The organism is Lentzea sp. NPDC058436 (genome assembly GCF_042721515.1).
GTDB lineage: Bacteria > Actinomycetota > Actinomycetes > Mycobacteriales > Pseudonocardiaceae > Lentzea.
The window spans coordinates 45,035-57,897 of record NZ_JBHXLF010000010.1 but is presented as its reverse complement, the minus strand read 5'-3'; the positions used below and the strand labels follow the sequence as shown (position 1 = coordinate 57,897).

12 protein-coding genes are annotated in these 12,863 nt (G+C 69.9%); 3 read left to right on the top strand and 9 right to left on the bottom strand.

Annotated features, from left to right (window positions below; genetic code table 11):
- Positions 1–191 precede the first annotated feature (191 nt).
- Complete coding sequence (locus tag ACFWN2_RS29605; RefSeq protein WP_382432893.1) at positions 192–827, top strand: transglycosylase family protein; 636 nt, start codon at positions 192–194, stop codon at positions 825–827.
- Between the two features lie 380 nt (positions 828–1,207).
- On the opposite strand, the gene ACFWN2_RS29600 is transcribed toward ACFWN2_RS29605, so the two are convergent.
- The 5 genes from ACFWN2_RS29600 to ACFWN2_RS29580 form a co-directional block, all read right to left on the bottom strand.
- The gene (locus tag ACFWN2_RS29600) at positions 1,208–1,633 is read right to left on the bottom strand and encodes a molybdenum cofactor biosynthesis protein MoaE (RefSeq protein WP_382432891.1); all 426 of its coding nucleotides are present in this window, start codon (positions 1,631–1,633) and stop codon (positions 1,208–1,210) included.
- On the bottom strand, positions 1,630–2,109 hold the full coding sequence (locus ACFWN2_RS29595) for a molybdenum cofactor biosynthesis protein B (RefSeq protein ID WP_382432889.1): 480 nt from the start codon (positions 2,107–2,109) through the stop codon (positions 1,630–1,632). Before ACFWN2_RS29595 ends, ACFWN2_RS29600 begins: the two co-directional genes overlap by 4 nt.
- Entirely contained in the window at positions 2,106–2,579 is a 474-nt protein-coding gene (gene moaC, locus ACFWN2_RS29590) for a cyclic pyranopterin monophosphate synthase MoaC (protein ID WP_382432887.1), read from the bottom strand. Before moaC ends, ACFWN2_RS29595 begins: the two co-directional genes overlap by 4 nt.
- A gap of 37 nt (positions 2,580–2,616) precedes the next feature.
- Positions 2,617–3,999 carry an NAD-dependent malic enzyme gene (locus ACFWN2_RS29585; RefSeq protein ID WP_382432885.1) on the bottom strand — a complete coding sequence of 461 codons (1,383 nt, stop codon included), beginning with the start codon at positions 3,997–3,999 and terminating at the stop codon, positions 2,617–2,619.
- Positions 4,000–4,105: 106 nt separating this feature from the next.
- Positions 4,106–4,291, bottom strand: a complete 186-nt coding sequence (locus ACFWN2_RS29580) for a hypothetical protein (protein WP_382432883.1) — start codon at positions 4,289–4,291, stop codon at positions 4,106–4,108.
- An 85-nt stretch (positions 4,292–4,376) separates the two neighbouring features.
- Between ACFWN2_RS29580 and ACFWN2_RS29575 the strand changes: the two genes are divergently transcribed.
- Complete coding sequence (locus tag ACFWN2_RS29575) at positions 4,377–6,629, top strand: helicase-associated domain-containing protein (protein ID WP_382432881.1); 2,253 nt, start codon at positions 4,377–4,379, stop codon at positions 6,627–6,629.
- Positions 6,630–6,749: 120 nt separating this feature from the next.
- Positions 6,750–7,529, top strand: coding sequence for a hypothetical protein (locus ACFWN2_RS29570; RefSeq protein ID WP_382432879.1), 780 nt, complete (start codon positions 6,750–6,752; stop codon positions 7,527–7,529).
- 139 nt (positions 7,530–7,668) lie between these two features.
- Here the strand turns inward: ACFWN2_RS29570 and ACFWN2_RS29565 are convergent, their stop codons facing one another.
- The 4 genes from ACFWN2_RS29565 to ACFWN2_RS29550 all read right to left on the bottom strand — a co-directional run bounded on the left by ACFWN2_RS29565 (position 7,669) and on the right by ACFWN2_RS29550 (position 12,813).
- Complete coding sequence (locus tag ACFWN2_RS29565; protein ID WP_030470877.1) at positions 7,669–8,274, bottom strand: ATP/GTP-binding protein; 606 nt, start codon at positions 8,272–8,274, stop codon at positions 7,669–7,671.
- Positions 8,255–8,839, bottom strand: a complete 585-nt coding sequence (locus ACFWN2_RS29560; RefSeq protein ID WP_245785844.1) for a DUF742 domain-containing protein — start codon at positions 8,837–8,839, stop codon at positions 8,255–8,257. The genes ACFWN2_RS29565 and ACFWN2_RS29560 overlap by 20 nt, the downstream gene beginning before the upstream one ends.
- A 216-nt stretch (positions 8,840–9,055) precedes the next feature.
- A complete protein-coding gene (locus ACFWN2_RS29555) occupies positions 9,056–9,475 on the bottom strand; it encodes a roadblock/LC7 domain-containing protein (protein ID WP_030470879.1) in 420 nt (139 codons plus the stop codon).
- Positions 9,472–12,813, bottom strand: a complete 3,342-nt coding sequence (locus ACFWN2_RS29550) for a nitrate- and nitrite sensing domain-containing protein (RefSeq protein WP_382432877.1) — start codon at positions 12,811–12,813, stop codon at positions 9,472–9,474. Before ACFWN2_RS29550 ends, ACFWN2_RS29555 begins: the two co-directional genes overlap by 4 nt.
- Between the last annotated feature and the right edge of the window lie 50 nt (positions 12,814–12,863).

The window sequence follows — 12,863 nt, the reverse complement described above, 5'->3', positions numbered from 1 at the left end:
CGGTTACGTACGGTCGCTCCTCGGCTGGCCCGAACCAGCCACGAGCTCCACCGGAAGACCCAGCACCGAACCCAGTCCGACGGGTCCTCCGGAACAACCCCGAGCGAGAGAAACCGCCGGACTGGGACGCAGGAACGCACCGGGCCCCGAACCCGAGTTCCTGGCAGCAGGTGTGGTGGACCGAGAGGCACATGGCTTTCAACCGAGGCAAGCAGGGCAAGCAGAGTTCCGCAGCTCGCACTATCGCCAAGGTCGCGGTCGCCGGCATCATCGCCGGCGCCCCTCTGGGCCTCGCCGTTGGCACCGCCAACGCGGCCCCCGTGAACTGGGACGCCCTCGCGCAGTGCGAGGCGAGTGGCAACTGGGGCGCCAACACCGGCAACGGCTACTACGGCGGCCTGCAGTTCACCCAGCAGACCTGGAACGCCTACGGCGGCCAGGGCAACCCGGCCAACGCCTCCCGCGAACAGCAGATCGCTGTCGCCGAGCGCGTCGCCGCCGGCCAGGGCGTCAGCAACGCCTGGCCCGCCTGCAGCCGCAAGCTGGGCGCCACGTCGGGCACCGCCCCGAAGACCGCCCCGGCCCCGCAGCAGCGTCAGGCCCAGCCGCAGCAGCGCCAGGCCGCTGCCCCGGTGCAGCAGGCCCCCGCCGCCCCGGCGTCGAAGACGAACCCGGACGGCAACTACGAGATCAAGGCGGGCGACACCCTGTCGAAGATCGCCGACGCCAACAAGGTCGAAGGCGGCTACCAGGCCATCGTGGAGAAGAACAAGGGCTTCCTCACGAACCCGGACCTGATCTTCCCGGGCCACAAGATCCTGATCTGAGCCTCTTCAGGCTCGGACCGGATCGGCCGCATGACCGCCGGCCCTTCTGACGTGGGCTGACACAGGACCAGGGATCTCACCGTTACCCCCCGACGGTGAGGTCCCTGCCTGGGTTTCCGGGTCAGGTGGAGCGGGCGGGGCTCAGGTAGGCGAACGCGAGCGGGGCGGGCGCGGCAGAACCCAGGCGAACGCGAGCAGGGCGGCCGCGACGGAGAGCGGCGCGGCAGAACGAGGCGCGGAGCCCGTGTCGGGCAGCGCCGGACGCGGTTCCGTCCGCAGTCGCCCCGAGCAAGGTGGCCGCGCACGCAGGCCCGGCGCGCGGTGCCGACCGGACAGCCGGCAACGCAAGGCGACCCACCCCGCGAAACGCGACCAACCCCTCAGGGGCAGTTGACCCACTCGTCGTCGCCCCCGACGAACACCTGCCGCTTCCACACCGGCAACCGGGCCTTGACCTCGTCCACCAGGTCAGCACAGAGGGAAAACGCTTCCCCCCGATGCTCCGCGGCCACCGCACAGGCCAGCGCGACGTCCCCGATCTTCAACGGCCCGACCCGGTGCGACACGGCGATCCCGTGCACCCCGGAGTACTTCGTGGCGAGGGAAGCGACCACCTCGGCCACCACGTCCCCGGCGGACGGGTGCGAGTGGTACTCCAGCTCCACCACCGAACGCCCGCCGTCGTGGTCCCGCACCACGCCGGAGAAGGTGACGACGGCCCCTGCCCGGTCGGACTCGACCAGCGAAGCGTGTTCCTCCACCGACAACGGCTCCGAAGTCACGACGGCCCTCAGCACGACGCTCATCGGTGGTCACCTCCACGCAGTTGGTCGAGGGCGTGCTCGACAACGGAAGCCAGCACGTCCAGCCCGTCCCGCACGCCACCGGTCGAGCCGGGCAGGTTCACGATCAACGTCCGACCGGCGACGCCGGCCACCCCGCGCGACAGCACGGAGCCGGGCACCCGCGGCCACCCGGACATCCGGATCACGTCCGCCAGCCCGGGCACCTCGTAGTCGACGACGGCACGGGTCGCCTCGGGCGTCCCGTCGGTCGGGTTGATCCCGGTACCGCCGGTGGTCACCACCAGGTCGGCACCGGACGCCACCGCGTCCACCAAGGCCAGCCGAACCGGCTCCCCGTCCGGCACGACGACCGGCGAGGCGACCGAGAACTCGCGCTCGGACAACCAGGACACGATCAAAGGTCCGCTGCGGTCCTCGTAGACCCCCGCGGCGGCACGGTTCGACGCGGTGACGACGACTGCCTTGTACTCCGTCACGGGCGTTCCCACAGGCCGGACTTGCCGCCTTCCTTGCGCTCCACCCGCACCGCGTCCAGCGACGCCGCCGGGTCGACCGACTTCACCATGTCGTGCAGGGTCAGGCCGGCCACGGAGACCGCGGTCAGTGCCTCCATCTCCACGCCCGTGCGGTCGGTGGTGCGGACGGTGGCGGTGATGAGGACCGAGTCCGAGGCCAGCGCCAGGTCCACCTTCACCGACGACAGCGCGATCGGGTGGCACAGCGGGACGAGCTCCCAGGTGCGCTTCGCGGCCATGATGCCCGCGATCCTGGCCGTGGCCAGTGCGTCGCCCTTGGGCAGGCCGTCGGCGCCCAGCAACTCGACCACCTCGGTGGTCGTGTGCAGGATCCCGGTGGCCACGGCGGTCCGGGTGGTCTGCTCCTTGCCGGAGACGTCGACCATCCGGGCCGCACCGTGGGAGTCCAGGTGGGTGAACTGCTTGGTCATACGGCGATCGTATGCCTGGCGCCACCCCTGAGAGCGCTTACGAAGTGGCGGCCTTGCGCACTGCCTCGGCGACGGCCGGGGCCACCGTGTTGTCGAAGACCGACGGGACGATGAACGACGCGTTCAACCGGTCCCCGTCCACCACGTCGGCGATGGCCTGCGCGGCGGCCAGCAGCATCGCGTCGGTGATGGTCTTGGCGTGCGCGTCCAGCAGGCCGCGGAAGACGCCGGGGAACGCCAGCACGTTGTTGATCTGGTTCGGGAAGTCCGAACGGCCGGTCGCGACGACGGCGGCGTGCTGCTGGGCCTCCATCGGGTCGATCTCCGGGTCCGGGTTGGCCAGCGCGAACACGATGGCGTCCTTCGCCATGGTCGCGACCTGCTCGGCGCCGAACAGGTTGGGCGCGGACACGCCGATGAACACGTCGGAGCCGACCAGCGCGTCGTGCAGGCGACCGGACTGGTTGTCCTTGTTGGTGGACGCGGCGATCGACTTGAGGTTCGAGTCGAGGCCCGGACGGTCGCGGTGCACGATGCCGTCGACGTCCACGGCGATGATGTCGCCCGGCGTCTGGGCCTGCAGCAAGCGGATGATCGCGGAACCCGCGGCACCCACGCCGCACACGGTGATGCGGCAGTCCTTGATGTCCTTGTTCACGACGCGCAGGGCGTTGCGCAGGGCCGCGACGACGACGATCGCCGTGCCGTGCTGGTCGTCGTGGAAGACCGGGATGTCGAGCTTCTCGCGCAGGCGGGCCTCGATCTCGAAGCAGCGCGGCGCGGAGATGTCTTCGAGGTTGATGCCGCCGTACACGGGAGCGATGAGCTCGACCGCGCGGATGATCTCCTCGGTGTCCTGGGTGTCCAGGCAGACCGGCCAGGCGTCGACGCCGGCGAACTTCTTGAACAGCGCGGCCTTGCCCTCCATCACGGGCAGGGCGGCGGCGGGGCCGAGGTTGCCGAGACCGAGCACCGCGGAGCCGTCCGTCACGACTGCGACGGTGTTGCGCTTGATGGTCAGGCGGCGCGCGTCGTCCGGGTTCTTGGCGATCGCCTCGCACACGCGGGCCACACCCGGCGTGTACGCGCGGGAGAGGTCGTCGCGGTTGCGCAGCGGCACCTTGGACGAGATCTCGATCTTGCCGCCGAGGTGCACGAGGAACGTGCGGTCCGACACCTTGCGGACGACGATGCCGGGCAACGTCTCCAGCGTGTCGGTGATGTCCTTGGCGTGGTTCGCGGAGAGCGCGTTGCACGTGAGGTCGATGACGACGCGGTCGTTGTGCGACTCCACGACGTCGAACGCCGTGATCACACCGCCGGCGCGGCCGACGGCCGAGGTGAGGTCACCCGCGGCGCTCGCTGACGGCGGCGCCTCCAGACGAACGGTGATCGAGTAACCAGGGCCGGGGACCGGCATCGTCGTCCTCCCACGAAGTACAGCTCAAGCGGGAAGTGAGCCTATCCCCGGGCCCATTGCGGTACGCACGCGACTCGGCAGTCTTAAGACCGTCCTGACAGTCCTGTCAGGACTTGTTGATTTCCGTCACAGGGTGCTTGTACGGCAGGTCCTCGACGGGCAGCGGGAACGTCACCGTGCCGAACGGGGAGAGCGCCCCCTGCAGGTCACTGGTCAGTTCGGTGACGGGGTGACCGCCCTCCGGACCTTCCGGCCAGTGCGGGTCGACCCGTCCCGGGCGTCCTTTCGCCACGTTCTCCTCCTCGGTGGTGCCGGCTGACGCGACAAGTGTGACAGAGGACGAGGAGATCTCCTGCGGCCCATATACCGTGGTGAGAATGTCCGGCATCACTCTCGCCGACTGGCTGCGCGCCCAGGACGACGTCGCTCTCGTCGCGCTGCTGCGCGCGCGTCCCGACCTGGCAACGCCCCCACCTGCCGATATGTCCGTGCTCGCGACACGGGTCGGCACGAGGGCGTCGATCGCGCGCGCCTGCGAGGACCTCGACACGTTCACGCTGGTGGTGCTCGAAGCCCTGGTGGTGGAGGGTGCGGACGCCGAGCCCGTGGCGTTGACCACACTCACGCGCCTGCTCGGACCGGACGTCAAGCCCAAGCCGCTCAAGCAGGCGGTCGCGAGGCTCAGGTCCCTCGCCCTCGCCTGGGGCGACGACGACGCGCTGGCGGTCCCGCCCGTCACCAGGGAGGCGTTCGGCGCATACCCCGGCGGACTCGGGCGGAAGACCGGGCAGTCCTACGACCTCGGGGGCATCACCGAGGGCGAGCAGCGGGTGCTGCAGAAGCTCGCCGCCGGACCGCCGATCGGCGACACCAAGGACGCGTCCAGGGTCGTGCCGCTCGACAAGGCGGAGACCCCCGTCCAACGCCTGCTCGCGCGCGGTCTGCTGCTCCGGCGCGACCCCGGCACCGTCGAACTGCCGCGCGAGATCGGTCTTGAACTGCGCGGGGAACGCCCGCTCGGCCCGATCCAGGTCACCGAGCCGAAGCCGAAGACCAGCACACTGCGGCAGGACGGCGTCGACGCCACCGGCGCGGGCGAGGCGCTGGAGCTCGTCCGGCACGTCGAGAACCTGGTCACGAGCTGGTCCGCCGAACCCCCGCCGGTGCTGCGCACGGGTGGCCTGGGCGTCCGCGACCTGCGCAAGGTGGCCAAGGACCTGGGCGTCGACGAGCAGCGCGCCGCCCTGCTGATCGAGCTCGTGGTGGGCGCCGACCTGGTCGCGAACACCGAGGCCACCGAGCCGGAGTGGGTGCCGACGACCAAGGCCGACGTCTGGCTCGCCGCGACCACCGAGGTCCGCTGGGCCACGCTCGCGCACGCCTGGCTGGAGCTGCCGCGGCTGCCCGCGCTGATCGGCCGCCGCGACGAGAAGGACCGGCTCTTCAACCCGCTCGCGGACGAGATCCGCCGCGCCCAGGCCCCGCGCGACCGCCGGTGGGTCCTGGAGACGCTGGCCGCGTTCCCGGTGGGCACCGCGATCGCGAACCCCGCCGACCTGGCCGCGCTGCTCGGCTGGCGAGCCCCGCGCAGGGGTGGCAGGCAGCGCGACGAACTGGTGCGCTGGACCGTCGAGGAGGGCACCGCGGTCGGCGTGCTGGCCCTCGGCGCGATCACCGGAGCGGGCCGCGTGCTGCTCGACGAAGGGCCCGGCCACGCCGCGAAGACGCTCGGCGACGCCCTGCCGGAGCCGCTCGACCACGTGCTCGTGCAGGCCGACCTCACCGTCGTCGCCCCCGGCCGTCTCGAACCGGATCTGGCCGACGAGCTGGCGCTGGTCGCGGACGTCGAGTCGGCGGGCAGCGCCACGGTCTACCGGATCAGCGAGGCCACCGTCCGCCGCGCCCTCGACGCCGGGCGCACCGCCGACGAGCTGCAGGAACTCTTCAAGGTCCGCTCGCGCACGCCCGTGCCGCAGTCGCTGACGTACCTGATCGACGACGCCGCGCGCCGCCACGGCAGGCTGCGCGGCGGGGCGGCGGGCTCGTTCCTGCGCTGCGACGACCCGGTGCTGATCAGCGAGGTCCTCGCGCACCCGGAGGCGATGCGGCTGGAGCTGCGCCGGATCGCCCCGACCGTGATCGTCAGCCCGTTGCCGCTGGCGGACGTGCTGGACGGGCTGCGCTCGGCGGGGTTCGCCCCGGCCGCGGAGGGCCCCGACGGCCAGGTCCTCGACCTGCGGCCGGGTGGTCGCCGGACCACGCCGAGGCAGCGAAGTGCCAGGAAACCGGCGTCACCGGCAGTGCCCGCCGACGAGCGGTTGGGTGAACTCGTCCGGCTGGTCCGGGCCGGTGATCGCGCCGCGGCGACACCACGGGGTGAACGCGTGGCCGTTCCCGGCAACCTGGGCGCCGGTCCGTCGGCGACCCTGTCGTTGCTCCAGCAGGCCGCACGGGCGCGCCGCAGGGTGCTCGTCGGGTTCGTCGACTCCCACGGAACGGCGGCACAGCGCGTGATCGAGCCGCACGTCGTCGGGGGTGGAGTGCTCGAAGGCTACGACCACAGCTACGGAGAGGTGCTCAGGTTCCCTCTTCATCGCGTCACGTCCGCCGCATTGGTGGACGAGGACTGACGGTCGGTCATCCCCCGGTAGGAACCCGCGATCACCCTTGCGTGGCTGTGCCGCGACCTAGCGTCGAGTGACGTGGACGTTCCCGAAAACGTTCACGTCGACCTAGGAGGTCCTGCGCACATGGCCAGCTCCCGGTGGGCTTTGCGAGCCGCCGCCACCGTCACAGCCCTGGCGTTCGCCGTGCCGTTCTCGACGGGCACAGCGAACGCCGACCCGATCCTCGTCCTCCTGCAGGACAACAACGTCAACGCGAACGTGGGGGTGAGCGGCAACGTCGACATGCTCGACGTCGCGGCCGGCGCCCACGTGGCGCTCGACACCGGTCACGGCGTCACCGTCCTGGGCAACGGTGGCATCCAGGTCGCGCTGGGCCTCGCCGCTCAGGTCGGCGCGGGTGTCGGGGTCGACGCCTTCGACTCGGACCTCGATCTCGACCTCGACGCCAACGTGGACGCGGCAGTCGACCTCGACGCGGCAGTGGAACCCGACGTGGAGGCCGCGGTCGACCTCGACGCGGCAGTGGACGCCGGTGTGGACACCGCGGTGGCAGCAGACGCACAGGTCGCTGCCGACGTGAGCGCCACCGACGACCGCGCGCCCGCTGTCGAGCCGGCTGTCACGGCACCGGCCGAGGTGACCGAAGCGGTCGTCGCGGACACCACGGCGGTCGTCGCCGACACCTCAGCGGTGGTCGCCCCTCAGACCGAGGTCGCCGCCGACAAGGGCATCGGCATCGGCCTGGGCGTCGGACTCGTCGTGGACACCGGTCACCACTGGCACGACTGGGACCACGACTGGGACGACGACTGGGACGACTGGGACCACGGCCACCATCACCACGGTCTCCTCGACGGCCTGTCCATCGGCGCCGTCGTCGGTGTCGGCCTGTCCATCGGGTAGCCACGACCCACGGCGAAGGGACGACCGCTTGGACGAAGACGTGAGCTGAATCAGACCGCAACGACGAGGCGAGCGCCGAACCCGAAGGTGGCGCTCGCCTCGTTCAGTTGTCTGCGGTCGGGACTCCGGCGGAAGGAGTTCAGCCCGCGCGGACGGACATCCACTGGCGCATCGCGTGCTCCACCAGCGTGATGAGCGTCTGCTTCGTCGACTGCCTGTTGCGCGCGTCGCACGTCACGATCGGCACCGACTCGTCGATCGTCAGCGCTTCGCGCACGTCCTCCAGCCTGTGGTGCAGGAGGCCGTCGAAGCAGTTGACGCCGACGACGTACGGCAGCTGCCGGTCGTCGAAGAAGTCGATCGAGGCGAACGCGTCGGCCAGGCGGCGGGTGTCGACCAGGACGATGGCGCCGATGGCACCACGGACCAGGTCGTCCCACATGAACCAGAACCGGTGCTGACCCGGTGTACCGAAGAGGTACAGGATCAGGTCGCTGTCGAGCGACACGCGGCCGAAGTCCATCGCGACGGTCGTCGTGACCTTGTTGGGCGTGGCGGAGAGGTCGTCCACCCCCGCGCTGGCCTCGGTCATCACCGCCTCGGTGGTCAACGGGACGATCTCGGACACCGAGCCGACGAACGTCGTCTTGCCCACACCGAAGCCACCCGCCACCACGATCTTGGCGGACGTCGTCGGCTTCCGTGCGCCCTCGGCGCCCTGGGGACTAGAGCCTGCGAAGCCCACTGAGCACCCTCTCCAGGAATTCCATGGAAGGCCGGTCCCCCACGACCAGACCGCCCTGGTGAATCAAAACCAAACCCATGCTTGCCATGTCGCCGATCAACACCCGCACGACGCCTAGTGGCAAGCGTAGGAGTGCCGCGACCTCGGCCACCGACCGCGTGTCCACACACAGCCCGCAGATCGACCTGTGCTCGGGAAGCACTGCGGCATCCCGTTCGAGGCCCTTTTCGCTGGTGGAGATCAGCGCCTCGATAGCCAGGTCGTAGTCGGGTCGTGTGCGTCCACCGGTGCGCGTGTAAGGCCGCACCAGTGAACCCGAGTCCGCGGAAGCATTCTCCTCCGGGCGCACTTGAGGTTGCGCACCGGTGCTGTACGCCGGTTGGCCGCCGGTGCTGTACACCGGGTGCGAACCCGTTGTGTACGGCAGCTGTTCCGGTACGGCGTCCGGCATCTCGTGCTGGCCGAACAGGTCCGCGCCGGGGCCACCGAACAACCCGGTGCCGTACCCGTCTATGTCGAACCGGTTCGGTACGTCGTCGTACGGATACGACGACGAGTCGTCCACCTCACGCTGAGACATATCGCCTAGCCCTTGCCCTGTAACCCGCTCATCGAGGGGTGCGTCCTCAGCTTCCTCTGATTCTTGGGGTATCGCGTCAGGCTCGTCGAACTGAAACCCGCCAGAAGCCCACTCCTGGTAGTTGAAGTTCCTACCGAAGCCTCGGCCTCTAGCGCCAGATCTACCAGCCATTTGTTCTCACCCCTGAACTTCAGATGAGGTCTAGCGACGGACCACGCCCTGAAGCTGCGCGCGCAGCTCAGGGGTGAGTTGTTGACCGACTCTTTCCACCAACAGCGTCATCTCGTAGGCCACGAGGCCGATGTCGCAGTTGGGTGCCGCCAGGACGGCAAGGCAAGAACCGTCACTGATCGACATGAGGAACAGGTAGCCCCGCTCCATCTCGACGACCGTCTGGTTGACCCCGCCTGCCTCGAAGCAGCGGGCAGCACCCTGGGTGAGGCTGACCAGTCCGGACGCGACCGCGGAGAGCTGCTCTGCGCGGTCCCGGGGCAAGCCCTGGGAACCCGCGAGCAACAGCCCGTCCGCGGACACCACAACGGAATGTGCCACACCGGGCACCCTCCGCACGAAGTCGGTGATAAGCCAACCAAAGCTGCCTGGCTGCGCTGCGGTCGTCACTCCTGCTCCTCGTTCTGCCGGCTCGACTGGTCACCAGCGTATGCCTCGATCAATGCGTGCCGGCCTCGCTTGACACCACTTTGCAGACTCGACATCCGTCCGCGCACCGCATCGGCGGTGCGGGGCGGCAGCGGCGGGCGCTGCGCTGTCGTGGACAGGGGCGACTGCTTGGGTGCAGCAGATCCTGGCACGAGCTGAGCCTTCGGTGTCCGTTTCGGCAATCCTGCCGTGGTCTTCGTCTCCGGCGTCTTGTTCAACAACGCCTGAGCCGCGTGCCATCCCTCATCGGCAGGCGATTGCCAAGCCGATTCGGAAGTAGCTGCCGCCGCTGGAGTCTCCTCCACAACGGGCTCGGGTTCCACAACTCGCTCCTGCTCGGCGGGTGCGGGTACTTCCTCGACCGCCGGCTGGACCTTCGAGCGCGGCGTGCGCACCGGAAGACCAGCGGCCGACGTGGTGGTGGGTGCCACCGCCGGGACGGGCTTGCGAGATCGGGTCGGCAGCTCCGGTTCCGGACCGTCCGAGAGCGGGGGGACCGTCGGCGGCTCGTCGATGTACTCGACAGAGCCCTTGCCGGTCCCGCCGAGCCTCGACTCGACGTGTCCGTTGGTGGCTGCCGGTGCGTCTTCCTCTGAGCCCGCAGGGACCGGCTGAGCGGCCGATGCGGACGTCTCACTGCCCACGGCCTGGAACCACTGCGACAGGACCGCCTCGTAGATCGGCAGGCGTTCCGTCGGAGCGTCCAGGTCGTGCTCGATCTTCTTGCGCGAGGCTTCCGAGGTGCCGTTGCGGTGACCCATCCCGATGTCGAGCCGGCCCTCGTCGACCGAGGCCCGCGACACGCCGTTGGACGAGACCGGCTCGTCCTCGATCGGCGGGATGGGGACGAACTGCGTTGTCTCGTAGCCGGGCTCGAAGGAGATCTCGCCGACTTCTTCGTTGCGGTCCTCGTAGGCGGTGAAGAGGGTGGACTCGCCGAACGAGCCCTCCGGTTCCACTGCCGCGAGCTGGTCGCGACGCCACCGCTCGGAGGGCGTCACGTCCTCGATCGGCGGGTCGTTGTAGACGGGGATCGCCGTCGCGCCCGCACCGGTGTCGGTGATCCCGCTCGGCACGAAGCTGACCGGGATGCTCGGGCTCGACTCGTCGACCCTCGGCTGGACACCGGTGGCACCGCCGAAGGCGCCCGCGATGCCGCTGGCCCTCGTCGCGGTGGTGCCGATCTCCGTCGTGTGCTCGGCCGGCGCCAGGGGCATCGGCACGGGCGACATGCCCGGCGACGACGCGGTGGGCGACATGCCGAACGCGGACGCCAGCCCACCGGAACCGGAAGGCGGGGTCGAGGTCGGTGCCTGGCCGGGGATCGCGATGAGCGTCTCCGGCACGATCACCAGTGCCGTCGTGCCGCCCTCGATGTCCTCGTTGCCGCGCAGGCGGACCTTGATGTCGTGGCGCTTGGCGAGCCGCGCGACCACGTACAGGCCCATTCGGCGGGAGACGGCGACGTCGACGTCCGGCGGGTCGGCCAGACGCTCGTTGGCGTCGATGATCTCCTGGTCGCCCATGCCCACGCCGCGGTCCTGGATCTCGATCGCCAGCTCGCCCTTGCGGGTCTTCGCCGTGCGAACGGTGACCTTGGTGACCGGGTCGGAGAACGCCGTGGCGTTGTCCAGCAGCTCGGCGATGAGGTGCACGAGGTCGTTGACCGCGCGGCCCTGGACCGTGAGGTCCGGGGTCTGGCCGACCTGGACGCGGGCGTACTGCTCGACCTCGGAGACCGCGGCGCCGAGGACCTCGGCGGCCGGGACGGGCCGGGTCAGGCGCCGCGAGAGGTCCGTGCCCGACAGAACCAGGAGGTTCTCCGAGTTGCGGCGCATGCGGGTCGCGAGGTGGTCCAGCTCGAACAGCGAGGCCAGCTGGTCCGGGTCCTGCTCGTCCTGCTCCAGCCGGTCGATCAGGTTCAGCTGGCGCTCGACCAGTGCCTGCGACCTGCGGGACAGGTTGACGAACATCGCGTTGACGTTGTCACGCAGGAGGGCCTGCTGGGCGGCCAGTCGCACCGCTTCACCGTGCACCGCGTCGAACGCGCGCGCCACCTGGCCGACCTCTTCCCGCGTGTGCACCGGCACCGGCTCGACGGCGGTCTTGGCCGCGTCCTCCGGGTTCGGGTCCGCGAGGATCCGCTCGACCGCGTCCGGAAGGCCGTGGTCGGCGACGTCGAGGGCGGTGCGGCGCAGCGTGCGCAGCGGGTTGAGGATCGAGCGGGCGACGAACAGCGCCATCAGCAACGCGAGCGCGAGGATCGCGAGCACGATGCCGGACTCGACGTACGCCCTGGTGCGGGTGTCCCCGGCGAGGTCGTCGGTCTTCGTCTGCAGCTGCTCGACCAGCAGGTTCTCGACGTCACGCGTCAGGTTGACCGTCAGCGTGGCGGCGATGTCCCACTTCTCGGGCGTGACCTGCGTGAAGTCCTTCGCGCCCCGCTCCTGGTTGATCGCCGATTCCTGCATGTCGTTCGCGTTGTCGACGATGAGGCCGGTGACGGTGTCGTCGTAGATCTTGGCCTGCTCCGGCGTCGCGGCCTTGCGGAAGTCGTTCCGCGCGGCCTCGAGCTCGGCGTCCGCGGCCTGCAGGGACCGCAGCTGGGACGGGGTGAACGCCTTGCGCTGGAAGACGTCGAGGAGGATCGCCCGCTTGAGCGACTCCTGCTCCTTGATGCGCGCGATGGCGTTCGTGGTCAGGTGCAGTCGCACCAGTTCCGGGTCGTTGATCTCGGAGATCGTCTGCTCACCGAGGTTGATGAGCGTCTCGACGGACTCCGAGTAGGTGCGCTGGACGGCCTCGGCGGGGTACTGCGTGTCGCGCACCGAGTTGCGGAGGCTGTTCAGGCGTTCGAGCTGGTTGAACGCGACCTGGAACCGCTCGACGGCAGCCGGGTTCAGGTCGGAGCTGAGCTCGGAGATCTTGTTGCGGAAGGCCTCGCTGGTGTCGTTCACCCGGCGCAGCTGGCGCTCCAGGACGACCCTGTCGACCTTCTTGTTCGAGGCCACGTAGCTGACCGACAGGTCGCGTTCGCGCTGCAGCTGCTGCACCAGGTCCGCGACGGCGGTCTCGAGGCGGATCTGGTTCGCGAGGTTGTTGAACTCCGTCGCGGCCTGGAGGTCGGTGCGCACGCGCAGACCACCGAGGGCGAGCGCACAGACCGTCGGGATGAGCAGAACTGCGAGCAGCTTCGTGCGCAACCGCCAGTTGCGCAGGCGCCAGCCAGCGGATCGGGCAGATCCTGAACCGGTTCCGGCACCGTTGTCGTGCTTCACCGGGTCCGGTGTCACGTTCATCGGTCCGTTACCCAGCGCAGCCAGTCCGTCACCCGATTCGGGCCTTTCGG